Annotated in this window: 16 protein-coding genes and 2 pseudogenes; 11 read left to right on the forward strand and 7 right to left on the reverse strand. The window is 64.4% G+C overall.

What is annotated here, in order from left to right:
* Window positions 1–717 (forward strand): hypothetical protein (locus ACH49N_RS37670; protein ID WP_358278312.1); only part of this gene is annotated, 717 nt, incomplete at its 5' end.
* 98 nt (window positions 718–815) lie between these two features.
* On the opposite strand, the pseudogene ACH49N_RS37675 reads toward ACH49N_RS37670, so the two are convergent.
* Window positions 816–1,167: pseudogene (locus tag ACH49N_RS37675) on the reverse strand (Tn3 family transposase); the annotation flags it as partial.
* A gap of 206 nt (window positions 1,168–1,373) precedes the next feature.
* On the opposite strand from ACH49N_RS37675, the pseudogene ACH49N_RS37680 reads away from it, so the two are divergent.
* The 4 genes and pseudogenes from ACH49N_RS37680 to ACH49N_RS37695 all read left to right on the forward strand — a co-directional run bounded on the left by ACH49N_RS37680 (window position 1,374) and on the right by ACH49N_RS37695 (window position 5,428).
* Window positions 1,374–1,897: pseudogene (locus ACH49N_RS37680) on the forward strand (hypothetical protein).
* A gap of 272 nt (window positions 1,898–2,169) precedes the next feature.
* The gene (locus ACH49N_RS37685; RefSeq protein WP_358278313.1) at window positions 2,170–2,445 is read left to right on the forward strand and encodes a hypothetical protein; all 276 of its coding nucleotides are present in this window, start codon (window positions 2,170–2,172) and stop codon (window positions 2,443–2,445) included.
* Between the two features lie 310 nt (window positions 2,446–2,755).
* The gene (locus tag ACH49N_RS37690; protein ID WP_358278315.1) at window positions 2,756–4,990 is read left to right on the forward strand and encodes an ATP-binding protein; all 2,235 of its coding nucleotides are present in this window, start codon (window positions 2,756–2,758) and stop codon (window positions 4,988–4,990) included.
* 21 nt (window positions 4,991–5,011) lie between these two features.
* Entirely contained in the window at window positions 5,012–5,428 is a 417-nt protein-coding gene (locus ACH49N_RS37695) for a roadblock/LC7 domain-containing protein (protein ID WP_358278316.1), read from the forward strand.
* A gap of 212 nt (window positions 5,429–5,640) precedes the next feature.
* Here the strand turns inward: ACH49N_RS37695 and ACH49N_RS37700 are convergent, their stop codons facing one another.
* Window positions 5,641–6,177 (reverse strand): MarR family transcriptional regulator, encoded by a 537-nt coding sequence (locus ACH49N_RS37700; protein WP_358278318.1) that lies wholly within the window; start codon window positions 6,175–6,177, stop codon window positions 5,641–5,643.
* 115 nt (window positions 6,178–6,292) lie between these two features.
* Between ACH49N_RS37700 and ACH49N_RS37705 the strand changes: the two genes are divergently transcribed.
* The 4 genes from ACH49N_RS37705 to ACH49N_RS37720 all read left to right on the forward strand — a co-directional run bounded on the left by ACH49N_RS37705 (window position 6,293) and on the right by ACH49N_RS37720 (window position 10,164).
* Window positions 6,293–7,255 (forward strand): MBL fold metallo-hydrolase, encoded by a 963-nt coding sequence (locus tag ACH49N_RS37705; protein WP_358278320.1) that lies wholly within the window; start codon window positions 6,293–6,295, stop codon window positions 7,253–7,255.
* Window positions 7,256–7,317: 62 nt separating this feature from the next.
* A complete protein-coding gene (locus ACH49N_RS37710) occupies window positions 7,318–8,982 on the forward strand; it encodes an FAD-dependent monooxygenase (RefSeq protein WP_358278322.1) in 1,665 nt (554 codons plus the stop codon).
* Window positions 8,983–9,229: 247 nt separating this feature from the next.
* Window positions 9,230–9,568, forward strand: coding sequence for a winged helix-turn-helix domain-containing protein (locus ACH49N_RS37715; protein WP_358278360.1), 339 nt, complete (start codon window positions 9,230–9,232; stop codon window positions 9,566–9,568).
* A gap of 14 nt (window positions 9,569–9,582) precedes the next feature.
* On the forward strand, window positions 9,583–10,164 hold the full coding sequence (locus tag ACH49N_RS37720; RefSeq protein ID WP_358278324.1) for a hypothetical protein: 582 nt from the start codon (window positions 9,583–9,585) through the stop codon (window positions 10,162–10,164).
* 190 nt (window positions 10,165–10,354) lie between these two features.
* Here the strand turns inward: ACH49N_RS37720 and ACH49N_RS37725 are convergent, their stop codons facing one another.
* On the reverse strand, window positions 10,355–10,855 hold the full coding sequence (locus ACH49N_RS37725; protein ID WP_358278326.1) for an N-formylglutamate amidohydrolase: 501 nt from the start codon (window positions 10,853–10,855) through the stop codon (window positions 10,355–10,357).
* 211 nt (window positions 10,856–11,066) lie between these two features.
* On the opposite strand from ACH49N_RS37725, the gene ACH49N_RS37730 reads away from it, so the two are divergent.
* A complete protein-coding gene (locus ACH49N_RS37730) occupies window positions 11,067–11,198 on the forward strand; it encodes a hypothetical protein (RefSeq protein WP_358278328.1) in 132 nt (43 codons plus the stop codon).
* A 180-nt stretch (window positions 11,199–11,378) separates the two neighbouring features.
* On the opposite strand, the gene ACH49N_RS37735 is transcribed toward ACH49N_RS37730, so the two are convergent.
* Window positions 11,379–12,155 carry a class II aldolase/adducin family protein gene (locus ACH49N_RS37735; RefSeq protein ID WP_358278330.1) on the reverse strand — a complete coding sequence of 259 codons (777 nt, stop codon included), beginning with the start codon at window positions 12,153–12,155 and terminating at the stop codon, window positions 11,379–11,381.
* A gap of 267 nt (window positions 12,156–12,422) precedes the next feature.
* Window positions 12,423–12,956, reverse strand: coding sequence for a 2,4'-dihydroxyacetophenone dioxygenase family protein (locus ACH49N_RS37740; protein WP_358278332.1), 534 nt, complete (start codon window positions 12,954–12,956; stop codon window positions 12,423–12,425).
* 311 nt (window positions 12,957–13,267) lie between these two features.
* On the opposite strand from ACH49N_RS37740, the gene ACH49N_RS37745 reads away from it, so the two are divergent.
* The gene (locus ACH49N_RS37745) at window positions 13,268–14,041 is read left to right on the forward strand and encodes an SDR family oxidoreductase (RefSeq protein ID WP_358278334.1); all 774 of its coding nucleotides are present in this window, start codon (window positions 13,268–13,270) and stop codon (window positions 14,039–14,041) included.
* Between the two features lie 80 nt (window positions 14,042–14,121).
* On the opposite strand, the gene ACH49N_RS37750 is transcribed toward ACH49N_RS37745, so the two are convergent.
* Both ACH49N_RS37750 and ACH49N_RS37755 read right to left on the reverse strand, forming a co-directional pair.
* Window positions 14,122–15,207 (reverse strand): zinc-binding dehydrogenase, encoded by a 1,086-nt coding sequence (locus ACH49N_RS37750; RefSeq protein WP_358278336.1) that lies wholly within the window; start codon window positions 15,205–15,207, stop codon window positions 14,122–14,124.
* Window positions 15,204–16,190 carry a LysR family transcriptional regulator gene (locus ACH49N_RS37755; protein ID WP_358278338.1) on the reverse strand — a complete coding sequence of 329 codons (987 nt, stop codon included), beginning with the start codon at window positions 16,188–16,190 and terminating at the stop codon, window positions 15,204–15,206. Before ACH49N_RS37755 ends, ACH49N_RS37750 begins: the two co-directional genes overlap by 4 nt.
* Window positions 16,191–16,193: the final 3 nt, after the last annotated feature.

Consider the following 16,193-nt stretch of genomic DNA (forward strand, 5'->3'; position numbering starts at 1 on the left):
TCCCGCGGTGGCCACGGAAAAGTGATCCTCGAACATCAGAAACGCGAGACCGACACCATGAACCACTTCTGGAAGTGGTTCGAGTTCGGCCCCTCTGACATCCAGACGCAGCAGTCGATCCGCCAGGTCAACAACCTGCACATGAAATACGCCCGGCAGATGCCCGGTCACTTCGCCAACAACGACGAATTCGTGTACACGATGTGCTGGATCGGCGCCGACATGCACAGGCTGCGGCTGCGCCTCGGCCTCCCGGGATACACCGAGAACCAGCAGATCGCATGCCAGAAATACTGGAACGAAATCGCGAAGTTCTTCATCAGCGAGAACGGTGACATCACCGGTTTCCCCCCCACCTTCCAGGGAATGCTCGACCACCTGGACTACTACGAGAACCTGCCCTGGGAGCACTCCGAGGAAGGTGCCCTCGCCTGCGAGCACCTCCTCCAGCAGTTCGACGAACGCTGGTTCAAGGGACCACTGAAAGGCCTGGGCCGCACGATCATCCTCGCCCTGCTCGACGAACCCGCGCACCGGGTGCACCGCCTGCCGTACCCGAGCAAATTCGCCCAGTGGGCGGTGATGAAGACGATGAAGACCATCATGTTCACACAGGAACGCATCGCCCCGGACCCGAAACTCTCCACCCCGGAGAAGAAACGGCGAGCGGCAGAGAAGTCAGCCGAGAAAACACAATTGCAGAACGCACCAGCATGACACTGTCGGGGGCTCGGTCGTCGCCCTGTTCAGGAAATGCGTCCGTTAGCGGTCGCCCTCGTGCTCGGCGTCGATCTCTACGTGCATGAGGACGTGGTGTATCTGACCGGAACGAACCCCGACGGCGCCGCGTCGGGCGGGCACCTTGCGGGCGCCGGTGGCGTTGAGTTCCCGCAGGATGTCTACCGCCGCCAGCAGTTCCGTCGCCGCGGTGCCACCGGCGAACCGCACCGCCTCCAACACGTGCGGCGTGACCTGCCGCAAATACCCGTAGGAGCCGTCCAAGGCGGCCAGGAGGCCGTGATCGCGCGGCAACCGGGGCGGGGCGGTGGCGTGCGCGCCGAGTATCCGCTCCCACCCGACCTTCCCCCCGCGAATCAGCCCACCGACCCGCTCGTCTGGGACGTTGGGGTCGGCCACGACGGCCAGGATCGCGTCCAACAGGGCCTGGCACCGGTTTCACGCGGTCACACGCACCAGCACGGTGCAGTCGCTTTCTGAATCTTCACGTCCAGGAAATGGGTCCGCTTCTCGCAGTAGTCGGACCACCGGTCAACTCGCTGAACCTCCCAGCACTCGGTGTCGCAACCACTCCCACCCCGTAACGCTCGACGCGGCCACCCGGCCGCACACGAGTGAAAGGCAGAACACAGACGATGTTTCGGCTCTCCTGGGCAATTGCCGCAGCCTTCACCATCGCGCTCCTGTGTGGCATCTTGATCGTCACACGGGACCTCGCCATCACCAACGACCTCTTCAAAGACGGTGTGGTACAAGCGCAAACAGTGGACAAGACCACCAACGACGCACTGGCGGGTGCGAAAGAACTTCCTCCCGCCAACGCCGCCATCAACCAGGGCCTGCCCGAGGTGGTGGGAGTCCTCGATTCCCTGACCCGCGCCGACCAGACACTGGGCGATCTCGGCACCCAGCTGGCATCACTCGGTGACGCCTTGAAGTCCGCCGAACCCCGCTGGGCGGCATCATCGACGCCGGTGCCGCGGCCACGGACCAGGCCAACGCCGCCGCCGTGCCCGCCGAGCAGATCGTGCAGACCCTCGCCGACGCCGACGGCAAGGTACAGACTCTGGGTCCGCTGTTGGATCAGTCCCTCGCCCTCGGGCAGGAAATCGACTCGAAGCTGCGGATCGCGCTGATCCTGCCCGTCATCGGGGAGTAACCGGTCGGGTGGTCGGGAGATTGGAGGCTGCCGATGGACGAACGATCACACCACCAAACTCAACGAACACGGTAATCAACTCGGCGTCTCCATTCTGCCGTATTCTCGGAAAGATTCCGCAATGAATCATGCGTCTGTCTCCACCAGTTCCCTCGCCGCGACAGTATCGACCTCACTGGCAGAACCATCGACGAGCACCGACGGGCATCGACGGATGTTTCGGCGGCACAGAGTCCGCCGGCATCAGACCTGGCTGCGTCGGCAGGGGGTACGTGCCGCTCACCGCGGAGGCGGAGGACTTCGCCGAGTTCGCCCGACGGTGGGCCCCCTACGGTGGGGCATCAGGGGAGGAAACGTTCTTGCGGTTTGGGATGAATACCTCCCGATTCAGCGAGCGGTTGTGGCAAGTCGTCGGTGAGGGCCAGCTCAGCAACGAAACAGCCGAGCGGTTTGCCGACGCCTACCCGGCACCGCCCGAGTGGCGGCACGGCAGTCCCCGAGACGAGAGCGTAAGCGCGGTCCCCGTCGTCGACAACGGCAGCCGGTGAACTGGTGACAGTGAACCGGTCCAGCACCCAGAGAACGAGCCGGCGCGACTGATGCGCGGCCACCACATGCTGCGGACTCAATGGCGGATATCCAAATGGCCTCTGCGGTGGAAGGTCACAGTCGTCCTGAGCGTTCCTCTCGCAGTCGCGGTCACACTGGGTGGGTTGCGGGCCCACACAACGCTGACGGAATCGGCAACCTTCGCCGACATGTCCGCGCAGGTTAAACTGCTGCCCGAACTTGTCGACCTGGACAATAACGCTGCAATCGTGGCGGGTACCCTCGCGCAACGCACGGTCACCGCGGAAAATGATCGACAGGCTCGACGACGCCATCGCCACACCCGCCGCAGCACCCCGAACCGCGCTCGATCCCCGCGCGTCCCAGTCGCTCGCTGAAGCGATCAGTGAAGCAAGAGCGCTGAGCGCACAAGCGAAGTCCGGGCCGACACAGACGGAGATGTTGACAGGACAGCGAAACACCATTCGCATCGCACTGTCTCAGGTCGTCGGGTCGATCATCGACCCGATCACCGATTCCGAAATCGCGACGCAGGCTCAGCAACTCGCCGACATGTGGGCTGCCCAAAAAACTCTGTTCGAGCAGGGCCTGTCCGTCGTCGAGCTCACCGCAATCATGCGCCGGGAATCGACGACGCCATCAGACGACGAAATAGGAACTTTCAGGGGGACACTACGTGCGGAAGCAGCGCTACTCGAGGCCCCAGCTCAACGCTACCCGGCCGGAGACCCCAACATCACAGTCATCGACGCCGAGATCGCCCACCGGACAGACCTGTTGAATCGGTCGAAAAACCGTGAACCCGACCTCGCCACACTCGACGACCTCAAACAGTCATTGTTCACCTCCGTCACCGCCTACACCGGCGCCGTCATCACGACCTCAACCGCGCTACGCGAGAATATTTCCTCGAGATCTGCGGCCCTGCGAGCAGCGGCGTGGCGCGACAGCGCCTTGGTAGCAGCACTATTGCTCGGTGGAGTCCTAGTAGCAGTACTCGTCGCATCGTCGCTTCTAACCCCGATGCGGCGACTGCGTGCCGGCGCCTTGCACATCGCCCACCACGAACTCCCGGCGGCCATCGCCCGCATTAAAATCGGCGACGAACCCGACACCGAGATTCGCCGCCTGGACCTGCGAACCGACGAAGAACTCGGCCAACTCGCGCGCGCCGTAGACGACATCCACGATCAGGCGCTGCGCCTGGCCGGGGAGCAGGCGCACATGCGACTGCAGACCCGCAGCATGTTCGAGACCCTCGCGCGCAGAAATAAGTCGCTTGTCGACCTCCAGCTCGAGCTAATCGAGAAGCTCGAATTCGATGAACGCGAACCCGATCGGCTCGAGCATCTCTTCCGTCTCGATCACCTGGCGGCACGGCTCCGCCGCAACGGCGAGAACCTGCTGATCTTGGCCGGTCACGCTGACCGCCGTGGCCGAACCGGGCCTCTTGCACTCGGCGACGTCGTACGGGCCGCGATATCCGAGGTCGAACACTACGAACGAGTGCGGTTGCAGACGGCCCCGGGCGGTGCGCTGACCGGCATCCCGGCGATTGATCTAGTGCACATGCTTGCCGAGATCATCGACAACGCGCTGCGGGCGTCGCCACCGCAGAGCACTGTGACAATCGACTTCACCCGCACGATCGAGGGCGGAACGACCATCTCGGTAATTGACCACGGCATCGGAATCACCCGGACGGATCTCGAACCGCTCAATGCGAGGCTCACCGAACCAACCGACCCCACACCTGACACCACCCGGCACATGGGCCTATTCGTGGTCGCCCAACTCGCCACCCGCCACGGCATCACCGTGCACTTGCGCCCGACCTCGGACACCGCCCGCCACGCCGGAATCACCGCCAGCCTGAAAATTCCAAGTTCCCTGCATGTCTCGGTGACCGAACCGGACACGCCGCTGCAGTACTTCACCAGAACGAAGACACCCCCGGCGCCATTCAGTCCTCAAGTCATCGGCAACGACGTGCCCAGTGCCACGGAGACGTTCAACTTCGAAGCCGCGATGAGACGAGGACCCGGACCGCATACCTGGCATACCCCTGCTCGTGGATCCGACGATATCGGACATCCGCTGCTGTCGCCGCCAGCACAGCACCTGCTTTCTAGACACCCGATTCCATCTGCAACGCCCGTTCTTCCCGCCGATCCGGACGGCACAGAAACCACCCCAATCTACCTAGGGATGGTGTCGGAATGGCTGACGGACCCCACCACACCCGCAGAAAACAACAGCAGCGAGTGGATCTCGACAGCGGACCTTGGCTGGTCCGCAGCACGCCACGCCGCAGAGAGTTCGGTCACCGGCGTCACCGAAGTCGGACTTCCACAGCGCGTCCCGAGAGCAAGGCTGGTTCCCGGCGCGATACCCAGCCCGGCGCCTTCCGGGAAGAAGTCACGCAATCCTGACTCGATCCGCGCGAATCTCGACGCCCACCACAGAGGTATCCAGGCTGGACGGATCGCGCTCCAAACCTCCAAACACGCCATTCCCGAATGAAATTTGAAAGGATCGGATCATATGCATCCAGCACCAGATCGTGCCCTGGACTGGCTCGTGTCGAACTTCGTTCACGACGTTCCTCGAGTCGTGCACGCAGTGCTGGTATCGACGGACGGTCTGCTCATGGCAGCAAACGACCGCCTTCCCGACGCTCGGGCGACCCAACTCGCCGCCGTGGCAGCGGGGCTCGCGAGTCTGGCCGCTGGAGCAGCCGATCTGTTCGACCGCGGCATGGTCGCCCAATCGGTAGTTGAAATGCCGAACGGGTACCTACTACTCATGAGTGTCGGAGACGGCTCGCAACTCGCGGTCCTTGCAACCGTCGAATGCCACTTACGACAGGTCGGATACGAAATGGCGTTACTCGTCGAGCGGACGGCCCCAGAGATACAGGCCCTGCCCAGGTCGCGGACGGCGGGCGTCGCAATTGAATGACCGGCGCGATCATCGAGCGAAACGGTCTGCGGAAGGATCCCGAACGACGCCGCCTTCACTGCGGGGACCGTCGGCTCTTTCACACCGTTTCCATGCCGAGTTCTTCGCGGCTCTCGCGCTCAACTGGATCCGATCATCTCCCGGAAACGGGAACCTTCACTGTCCGCCGCCCTCGATGCTGACGTCAACTGTCACTCCTTCGCCAACGCCTTTCATCGTCGGACGGCCGACTGCGCTGCGGCACCCGAGGCCAGCTTCTCCAAGAGTCCGATGAGCACGAGGCGCTCGGGCTCGGTGAGCGAGTCCGTCCACTGCTGCTCCCGCTGGTTGTGCACGGTGTATGTGCTGACGATCGCGTCGTGCCCGGCGTCGGTGAGGCTCAGCTGGACCGCTCGCCGGTCGGCGGTTGATGTTTCCTTCCTCAGCAGTCCGTCCCGCTCGAGGGTATTGACCAGGGCGGACACGGCCGCACGACTCATGCCGGACAACTGGGCGACCCGTTTGGACTCGCAGGGGCCGACGAGCCACAACACGAACATCACCCGGAAGCCGGGCCAGCTCCACCCACTGGGCCGGTGGACGCTCGACTCGAGGTCGTACACCAGGGCGCTGGTCACCCGGTGGAGTGCGAGGACCAGGCGCATGGAGACGGGGTCGACCTCGGGCAGTTCCGCGGCCGTCTGCTTCACGGCGAAATCGACGAAGGACAGGAAGTCGAGTTCGTCGGCGGGCGGAGTTGTCGAGGTCATGGCTGTGACGATAGCGCCGATCCGCCGCGAAATGATCAAAGCTTTGCTTTTTCTGTGAGGGCGGTTACATTGGACGGACAAGATGATCAATGCTTTGACTAATGAGGTGGTTTCCATGGCGACAACATCCTTCGCATCCTCGGCGGACCTGGGGGAGAAGGAACAGACCCTCGAAGTGCTGGCGGACGGCGTCTATGCGCTGACCGCCGAGGGGGATCCCAACATCGGTGCCATCGAGGGCGAGGACTTCGTCGTCTGCTTCGAGGCGCTCGCCACCCCGGTGGCCGCGCAGGACTGGCTGCGCAAGCTGCGCGAGCACACCGACAAGCCGGTCCGGTACCTGGTGCTCTCGCACTACCACGCCGTCCGCGTGCTCGGTGCGTCCGCGTTCGACGCCGAGACCATCGTCTCGCACGAGACCACCCGTGCCCTCATCGAGGAACGCGGAAAGGAAGACTGGGCAAGCGAATTCGGCCGCATGCCGCGCCTGGCCAAGGCCGCCGACTCGGTGCCCGGACTGACGTGGCCCACCCTGACGTTCGCCGACAAACTCACCATCGACCTCGGCGGCGGACGCGGCGACCTCGTGCTCCAGCACTTCGGCCGCGGGCACACCGAGGGCGACATCACCGCGTGGCTGCCGAAACAGAAGATTCTGTTCGCCGGCGACCTCGTGGAGGCGCAAGCCGCGCTCTACACTGGCGACGCCTTCCACCGCGACTGGTCCACCGGCACCCTCGATGCGATCAAGGCGCTCGACGCGGAGGTCCTGATCGGCGGACGCGGCGCCGTCTCCCACGGGCGGGACGCCGTCGACGCCGCCATCGAGCAGACCCGCCACTTCATCGAGGTCATGCTGGCCGAGGTCGGGGCGGTGCAGCAGCGCGGCGGCACCCTGAAGGAGGCGTTCGATGCCACCCACGCCGCACTGAACGAGCAGTACGGGCACTGGCCGATCTTCGAACACTGCCTCCCCTTCGACGTCTCCCGCGTGTGGGACGAACTGTCGGGCATCGAACGGCCCGTCATCTGGACCGCCGAACGTGACCGCGAGGTCTGGGACCAGTTGCAGGGCTGACGTCCGTCACCGTTTCACAGGGCTGACATCCGTCACCGTTTCACACTGACAAGGCGAGGACCATGGGAAGACGACACACCCGCGGCGGCACGGTCACCGTCGTGGGCAACGGCCCGGTGGGGCAGACGACGGCGTTGCTGCTGGCGCGCTGGGGAATACCGGTGACTTTGCTCGATGCACGGGCCGAGCGTGACCCGATCGGATCGAAAGCCATCTGCCAGCAGCGGGACGTCCTCGAGATGTGGGACGCGATCGGCGTCGGCAGGCAGCTGGCCGACGAGGGCGTGACGTGGGGGTGCGCCCGCACCTTCCACCGCGACCACGAACTGTTCGCGCAGACGTTCGTCGACCGCGGCATCTCGTCGTTCCCGCCGTTCGTCAACATCTCCCAGGCACGAACCGAGGAACTGCTCGACGAGCGGATCGCGGCCACGCCGTCGATCGACGTTCGGTGGGGATACCAGGCCACGTCCGTGGATCAGGACGAGACCGGCGTGACCATCACCTGCCGCACCGGCTCCGGGGAGGAGACCGTCACCTCGGACTACGCGGTGGTGGCCGTGGGGTCGCGGGGCAGCGCGATCCGGCGGCAGCTGGGTGTCACGTTCGACGGTCGTTCGTTCGACGACAAGTTCCTGATCTGCGACATCGCCGCCGACATTCCGGGCTGGGCCGACGAGCGCCGCTTCTACTTCGACCCAGAGTGGAACCCGGGCAGGCAGGTGCTCATCCACCCGTGCCCGGACTCGACGTTCCGCATCGACTGGCAGGTGCCCGGCGAGTACGACCTCGAGGCCGAGGAGAAGTCGGGTGCGCTGGACGCGCGGATTCGGAAGATCATCGGCGACACCGACTACCGGATCGTGTGGAAATCGGTGTACCGCTTCCACTCCCGGGTCGCGAACCGGATGCGCGTCGACCGGGTGCTGCTCGCCGGCGACGCCGCGCACATCGTGTCCCCGTTCGGGGCGCGCGGCCTGAATTCCGGTGTCGCCGACGCCGAGAACGCCGCGTGGAAGCTCGCATTCGTCCTGCGGGGCTGGGCCGACGAGTCGCTGCTCGAGACGTACCACACCGAGCGGCACGCGGCGGCCGTCGAGAACATCGCGGTCACCACGGCGACGATGGATTTCCTCGTCCCGCAGTCCGAGGACCAGCACCGGCACCGGCACGACGTGCTCACTGCGGCGGTCACCGACCCGCACGCACGGGCACACGTCGACAGTGGGCGTCTCGCCGAGCCGTTCTGGTACATCGAATCACCCTTGACCACAACCGATCCGGAACGACCCTTCGCCGGGCGCCCCGAGCGTGGCTGCACCCCGGCCGCCGCGCCGGGAATCCTCGTGCCCGACACCCCGGTGACGCTGCGCGGCGGTGCCGGCAGCCGGCTCCGCGACATCGCCCGGCACGGCATCCTGCTTCTCGCGGGTGACGGCGTGGACGTCGACGCGATCCGCAGCGCGGCACTCGCAGCGGTGCACACGCCGATCCGCCTCGTCCGGCTGTCGGAGATCGACGGAACCGGCGTCCTCACCGCCGCCTTGGACGCGAAGCCCGGCGAGGTGTGGGTCATCCGCCCCGACGCCTACATCGCGGCGGTCACCGACACGGTCGACGGGCTGGTGTCCGCGCTGCACCGAATCACCGAACCCGTCGTCACCGTGCTCATTTCCGTGCCAGCCGTTCCGGATCCAGATCCAGCCGTCGCAGCAGCTGCACGTTGAGGCGTCCATGATCGCCACGCGCCGGCCACACCCGATCCTCTGGTTGCGCGAATTCGCAACCGGTGGATGCGGTGGCGGTTGGTGCTGGAAATGAATAACGGGACACCGATGCTGCACCACGGCGGTTCGCCCCGTCACCATAGGAGCGGACACTGTGGGACTGCACCCCCGCGGTAGTGGCGGAGCCTTTCCGCCCGGTGGTGGTATTCGCAGGCCATGCGAATAACCAACTCAGACGTGGACGATCCTGCGGACCCGGCTCGGGTGGAGCCGGCAGCGGCCCGCACGTCGGGCAGTCGAACGCGACGAGGATGCCATCGTCGCCTGGCGCGAGAACGAGTGGCCGCGGATAAAAAAATTGCGCGGCGCCGAGGTGCGTGGATCTGCTTCCAGGACGAAAGTGGTGTGTCGCTGCTCCCGGTGGTCCGTGCAACCTGGGCGCCGCCGCCGTGACCGCCACGAATCCAGCTGCATGTCCGAGCGCCTGGGTACGCTGCCGACGCTGCAGCCGGGGAATGCGACACCTGTGTCTGCACGGGGGATCGCTGCGGGCATCCCACGCGATCGAAGCGAAGTGAAAAAGTAAGGGGAGGAATACATATGAACTTCTTCGACGCTCCGGCGGCCGAGAATCTGCATCTGACGAACTGGACTGCCTGGGGCTGGCTGGGCGGATGGGCGACGCTGCTGCTGGCCGTGCTTGTCGGTGCGGTGGCCGTGTTCGCCGCCCGCACCGCCTACTGGAAACTCGGCGAGGGCTGGTGGTGGCTGTGGCCGCTCGCCGCCGTCTTGTGGGTGGCCTCGATCCGGGTCCTGGCAATAGCCCTGAGGGATCTGAGCCGCCACAGCAGCATCTCACAGGTGGCGGGCGCGATCTGCTTACTCGGTGCTCTGGTCAGCACCGCCGCGTTCTACCCGGCGATCAGAGCTGCCGATACCGTGTTCGGGGACCCCTACTACAGCAACGCATCGCGGCTCCGTTTCTTGGTGGGCGCCGTTCCCTCGGTCGTGGTTTTCATCTCGGCGATTACGGTCGTGTTCAGCGATTTGCACAGCCGAGGAGAATTGCTCGAGGCCCTGTTCCGGCTGTTGATCAGTATCGCGGTCCTGGGTCTCATCGTCGGTGGCATCGTGAGGGTCGTTTTCTTGGTGAACAACGGCCGCTCCAGCTATCGCTTTTGATCGGCAGCCGAAGACGTATGTTCAGGCTCCTCGCGGAGTAGACGGGCGGCGGGTGGCTCCGAACCGGCCTTGTCCGCCAAACTCGAGGCTGCTTCCCGCTTCGGTGAGGCGTAGTACGAAATCTCCGACGCGGGGCCGTATTCCGGAGATGTCCTCGTAGAGGATTCCTGACCCAGCCGGCCCGGCTGGGTCAGGCCGTCGTGGGAATGGTGATCTGCTCTCGGCCGTCGATGGCAGAGAGTAGATAGTGCGGGCAGGTGACCATCTGTCGAGGCACGGGAAGTGCCCGGCGGTCGGTGTCGAGATAGAGGCGGTACGCGAGCTGCCCGTGTCGATGGATACCGGTGTCCGGGTCGACAGCACCGAGGAAGTACCCGTGCGCGCCGTCGGCGGTCGAGAAGATCGCCCGCGCCCACTCGGCGGGCTCCGCGGGGCGCAGATACCGTGGCCGGCCCGTCTGCGCGTCGACGGTGTGCACGAGGACCGTGACCGCGAACCCGGCCGCGGCCGGGAACCACTCCTCGGCCGCGACGTCGAACGGTGCGATGGAGGTGTGGATCCGCAGCTCGATGTCCGTTCCGGTGCGTGCCGGCGCCGTGATGGTGTGCGGATCCACCACGACGTCACCGGTGGCCAGGTTTGGCAGCGCCTTGTCGGTGTCGGGGCGGATGCTGCCGGGATCAGCGGACATGGGGCAAGGGTACGGGCCGCCGATACCCGGCCGGCGGGGTGACGGCGATTCGTCCGACCGACGATCGATCCGGCAGCATATGGCGCTGACCGGCGGTGACGGCATGTCCCCTGAATTGGTGCGCTGGCCACGAATTCCGAGTTTCCAGCGCTCTTTCGAAGCCGCCGAGAGGCACGGTTCTGATCACCGCCCCCCAGGGCAGGATGAGACCGTGAGCGACCGAACCACAGCAGAACTCAAGCGTGAACTCGTCATGCTGGCCTACGTACGCGACCGTCTCCGGGCCTCGGAGGGCGAAGACTTCCGTATTCCGACCACCGCCGTCGACCAGGTTCTCGATTAGCTCAGCAGCCTCGAGCGATCACCGTGGGATCCGAACTGATCCCATTCATGCAGAGTCGGGGAATCGGTCACCGATGTTTCGGGTTGGCCGTAACAGGCCGGCTGCTGCCCCCACGGTGGAGTATCGATGGCCTGGCGTGATTCGCTCCAGCGACAGCCGGTCCTGCACCACAACAAGTGCCTATTGGGCGAAACTGGGATCGTCGCGGTGGACCTTGCGCAGCAGTGCATCGAACATCAACTGTTCTGCTCCGCGACCGGGAGCGACGAAACTTCGTGCGACCCGGGAACTCACTTGTGCGGCGGATGCGCTGACCGGCTGGAGCGGCCGGCCGGTGGACTGGGCGGCGAGTTGGATCTCACACGCGCGGTTGAGCACCCAGAGGCGATAGAACGCGACCCCCAGCGACGGGCCGTGTGCGAGCAGTCCGTGATTACGCAGGATCAGCAGAGGTTTGTTTCCGAGAGCGGCGAGCATGCGCGGTACTTCGCCGTCGCGGACGGTGATGCCCTCGAACTCGTGGTAGGCGACCGCGTCAGCGATTTGTGCGGCGTAGAAGTTGTCCGGTGACAAGCCCTCGTCCAGGCATGCCACAGCGGATCCAGCCGTGGTGTGGGTGTGCATCACGCAGTGCGCGTCGGGCACTGTGCGGTGGATGGCCCCGTGGAAGCGGAAGCCGGCGGGGTTGGCCGAGTATGAGCTGTCACCGACTAAGTTCCCGTCGAGGTCGACCTTGATGAGGCTCGAGGCCGTGACCTCCTCATACATGAGGCCAAACGGGTTCATCAGATATGTCACGGTCTCGCCGGGAACACGAAGTGAGATGTGGTTGAAGATCATCTCACCCCATCCGAGCTGCGCGAGCAGCCGGAAGGTGGCGGCTAGTTCGAGCCGGGCTTGCCACTCTTCCGCCGGAATTTGTTCAGGAACGGCTCTGTCGGAGTAAATCGTTGTCATCGAACTTCTTCCATGTGTACGGCATCTCTCGCGCGATGTGGACTACCTACCGGCAGGCGTGTCGGGGGTGCGCGTATCGCGGGACGGGGACGCACGCGTTGCGGCGCGATTGTGCTGCGGAACAAAAGGCTCGGACGTATTGCGGGGTCGGCGCTCTGTGATCTGGGCGTCCGAATGCGTGGATGATGCCAGCACCGAGTGTTGGCCGCAGAACGCCGCTTCAGTTCGAGCGGAGTCCCCGTCAGGAAGGGGGTCGCCGCGGTCGGGTCAGCTGCGGTAGTTCGTGAAGCCGCCGTAGAGGACTTCGGGGACAGGCTTACCTTGGGCGCGGAGATGCTCGGGATAGTCCCGGAAGGTACTGGCCGCGTCGAAGACGGCGACGACGTTCTGTTTGTCGTCGAGGATCAGCATCGCTCCTTCGATGATGAAGAAGACATCGGTTTCTTCGGCGTCGTCGGCCACCTTGAGGGTGTGCCTGGATCCGGGCGGTTCGAACAGGAATGATCCTGCGGTGTTTGCCGGCGCGTCGTCATACTCGAGATAGCGCCAGCTGCCCTTGAGCGTGAAGGCGTAGACCGTGCCGGTGTGGGCGTGGGTGGCGAGCTGGACCCCGGCGGCAAATCGGATTCGGACGGCGAAGACTGCCTTTTCGACGTGGGCGAACAGCAGCTTGAAGTTGACTCCGTGGTCTCCGTACCAGTCCTCGGCTTCGGGGAAATCGTCGGAAGCGATGTGGAGGAACTCGGGGAATCCTGCGGGTGTGGAGGACGGATTAATAATGCCGGGGGTCGAGATGGTCATTTTTCTCCTGTTTATCCGATTTTCGATTCACACGTCGAACAATGGTTGAGACCTTCTTCGCGCATTCTGTTGAATCAGATCTAGCGACGTGTCAAGCACTGGAAGCGCATGGGTGAACGTCACGCTCAGCCCATTAAGGGTGACCCGCGACACAGCCTTTGTAAACGCCGAAATCGTGGGTTTGAAGCAAACAAAAATTGCGTTTTCCAGCGGATCAGCTCGATGTACCGTTTTCGGCGTCGCCCGGGAGGGGCTTCCAAGGCGCGCCTGTCGTGCTATTTGCCAAGATCCACTGTCGCAAGGGAAATCGTGTGAATCAGGAACATTCGGGAAAAGTTGTCATCGTCACCGGTGGGGCGAGCGGTATCGGGGAGGCGACGGTCTGGAAACTGCTCGAAAACGGGTTCCGGGTAGTGATTGCCGATGTCGATGAGGAGGGTTCGGCGGAGCTTGTCGACAAGGCGACGGACGCGGGCTGGGGGGCGACGGTTCACGCAATCCCGGTCGACGTCAGATCCTTTGAAGATGTGCAGCAGTTGGTCACCGGCACCGTGGAACGGTTCGGGCAGCTCGACGTGATGTTCAACAACGCGGGAATCGGGGTGGGTCGACCGCTGATCGAACACGACCCGACCCGCGACTACGATCCGGTCATTGCGATCAATCAGACCGGTGTGTATCACGGAATCCTGGCCGCGGCCCGACAATTCGTTCGGCAGAAGTCGGGTGGGGTGATCATCAATACCGCGTCGATCTACGGTTACAGTGCTGCTGATCTGGTGTTCACCTACAGCGCCAGCAAGGCGGCTGTCATTTCGTTCACACGGTCCGCGGCCTTCGAGTTGGCGCCCTACGACATCCGAGTCGTAGCTGTTGCTCCCGGTCGAGTGCGCACTCCGATCTTGTCTCAGTTCACCGAGGAGCAGAACCGGATCTTTGCCGCGGAACAGCTGCGGGACCGCCTGACCGAGCCATCCGAGATCGCGGACGTCGTCGCGTTCCTGGCGTCCTCGGAGTCGAACGCCATCAACGGAACCGTGGTGAACGCCGAGGACGGCTATTCGGTGTTCAAGAACCGTTTCTGAGCGCGTAGCGGCCGCGGTGGAGGCACATTGGTGTTGAGTGCGGTAGGTGCCTCCATCGCGGCGATCCGGTCATGCCTCGATCAGCTATGTGTGCCAATCGGTTGGACGAGGACCTTCGCCTGCGTCTTGTCCAAAGTCAGCGCGTCGAACCCTTGCGACACGATGTCGGTGAGGGCAATCTTCTTGGTGATCAACGGGCGTACGTCGATGGCCTTGGTGGCCATCAGGTCGATGACCTGCGGGAAATTGTGACGGTAGATGAAGGTGGAGACGATCCGGATCTCGTTGATCATGACGAGACCGAGGTCGACGGTGGGCGGTGTGGCGAATACCGAGAGAACAACGAGCTCACCCTCCTTCGCCGCAATCCGGAGTGCGGTATCGAGTGTCGCTTGCACGCCGGCGGCCTCGAACACGACGTCGACACCGCGTCCGCCGGTGCGGTCGGCGATCAGGTGCTCGGCGGACATGTGGCGCGCGTCGATGGTGGTCGCGCCCAGGGCCGCGCCGATGCGCAGCCTCTCGGGTTCGATGTCGACGAGAAAGATCTCGCGGGCACCGGCGGCTTTCAGTGCGGTGGCGGTCATGAGACCGATTGGTCCGGCGCCCATGACCGCGACACGGTCGCCGACGGTGAAGGAGCTTTCGGTGATCGCCCGGAGCACGACGGCCATGGGCTCGACCATCGCGGCTTCTTCCAGCGACAGCGTTTCGGGAATGCGGTGCGCCATGTAGTCCTCGATGATCACGAACTCGGCGAATCCGCCGTCGTCGTTGAAGCCGAGGAGCCCGGCCTCCCCGGCCCGAAAATTCCCCAGGTTGTAGTGACCGCGCCGGACGTGGCCGGAATCGAAGTCCTTGAGGATGGGCTCGACGGCGATCTTGCCTCCGACGGTGACTCCCCGGGCGTCCGGCCCGACTTCGACTACGGTGCCGGAGATCTCGTGTCCCATGGTCAGTGGAGCGCACCTGCCCGAAAGCTTGTGTGGTTCATCGAGGGAGACGCCCAACGGAGTCTTGCTCATGTCGTGGTGAAAGGCATGCAGATCGCTTCCGCAGATTCCTGTCCAGGCCACCTGCACCTTGACCTGGCGTCCGAGGGAGGGCCGGACTGGCACCTCCTGGACTCGGATGTCACGCACACCGTGCCATACGGCTGCCTTCATACGGGTATCCCTTCTCGTTGGGTTCGTGCTGTGAACGGGGCGCGGAGTTGGCCGGCCCCGCTGCGGGGGTCTCCCGACGCGGCGGAGCCTGTGCGGCGACAGAAATCCATGAAAGCGCGTGCTTTTCGGGTGGCTCGTTGCCCGGTAGTGGTGACCAGTGCGACGGACACCGGATCGAGGGTGTCGGTGATGTCCAGCTGCGCCAAGGGCAGGCCCTCGTAACTGTGCAGCACTTGTGGGCGTTGTAGCAGGATCGACCATGCGCGTCCGCGGGCCACCAACGCCCGGATCGCTTCGGCGCTGCGACATCGGTACTGCACGTGGGGGGTTGTCCCACGCCGCTCCAACTGGCGGAGGAAATGGTCGCCAATCGGGGGAAGATCGAGCAACGCCATCGGCTCGGCCGCCAGGTCGCCCAGGGCGATGCGTCCGTGTTCGGCGAGCGGGTGTGTCGCCGGCAGCACAATATGCGCGGCGGTGGTGTACAGCGGTGTGACGTCGAAGCCGGGTTCGATCCCGATGTCATACATCATCGCGACCTCGCAACTGCCGTCGGTGAGGCGCTGGTGCAGGCCGGTCACGGAGTCCTCGACGACCTCGAGCACCAGGTCGGGGTGATGGCAGGGCAGTTCGTCGACCAGGGTCGGGAGCAGGAGTGGAGCGAGGGTCGAAAAGCAGCCGACGGTCAACGACCCACTCAGCGTGGTTCCCAGGCTTCGGACGTCGGCTTCGACCACACCGGCATGTTCGAGCAGTTCTCGGGCGTGCGCGAGCAGCGTTTCTCCGCCCTGTGTCAGGGTCAGGCCCTTGGCCTTTCGCCTGATGACGAGTTGCAGGTCGAGCGTCTTCTCGAGTTGGGAGACTGCAGAGGAGACCGCGGTCGCAGAGATATGGTGATGCTCAGCCGCGGCTGCGATGGTCCCAGTCTCGGCGGCGGCGACAAAGTACTCGAGTTGCCGCAGCGAGATACGCACGTCGGTCATTGC

Source organism: Rhodococcus sp. NPDC019647 (assembly GCF_044389235.1).
Classification (GTDB): domain Bacteria; phylum Actinomycetota; class Actinomycetes; order Mycobacteriales; family Mycobacteriaceae; genus Rhodococcus_F; species Rhodococcus_F oxybenzonivorans.

Bases quoted from the DNA above. Each gene is read 5' to 3' on its own strand.
- ACH49N_RS37690 (WP_358278315.1), top strand. From the start codon at position 2,756: ATGATCGACAGGCTCGACGACGCCATCGCCACACCCGCCGCAGCACCC.
- ACH49N_RS37695 (WP_358278316.1), top strand. From the start codon at position 5,012: ATGCATCCAGCACCAGATCGTGCCCTGGACTGGCTCGTGTCGAACTTC.
- ACH49N_RS37700 (WP_358278318.1), bottom strand. From the start codon at position 6,177: ATGACCTCGACAACTCCGCCCGCCGACGAACTCGACTTCCTGTCCTTC.
- ACH49N_RS37705 (WP_358278320.1), top strand. From the start codon at position 6,293: ATGGCGACAACATCCTTCGCATCCTCGGCGGACCTGGGGGAGAAGGAA.
- ACH49N_RS37710 (WP_358278322.1), top strand. From the start codon at position 7,318: ATGGGAAGACGACACACCCGCGGCGGCACGGTCACCGTCGTGGGCAAC.
- ACH49N_RS37720 (WP_358278324.1), top strand. From the start codon at position 9,583: ATGAACTTCTTCGACGCTCCGGCGGCCGAGAATCTGCATCTGACGAAC.
- ACH49N_RS37725 (WP_358278326.1), bottom strand. From the start codon at position 10,855: ATGTCCGCTGATCCCGGCAGCATCCGCCCCGACACCGACAAGGCGCTG.
- ACH49N_RS37735 (WP_358278330.1), bottom strand. From the start codon at position 12,155: ATGACAACGATTTACTCCGACAGAGCCGTTCCTGAACAAATTCCGGCG.
- ACH49N_RS37740 (WP_358278332.1), bottom strand. From the start codon at position 12,956: ATGACCATCTCGACCCCCGGCATTATTAATCCGTCCTCCACACCCGCA.
- ACH49N_RS37750 (WP_358278336.1), bottom strand. From the start codon at position 15,207: ATGAAGGCAGCCGTATGGCACGGTGTGCGTGACATCCGAGTCCAGGAG.
- ACH49N_RS37755 (WP_358278338.1), bottom strand. From the start codon at position 16,190: ATGACCGACGTGCGTATCTCGCTGCGGCAACTCGAGTACTTTGTCGCC.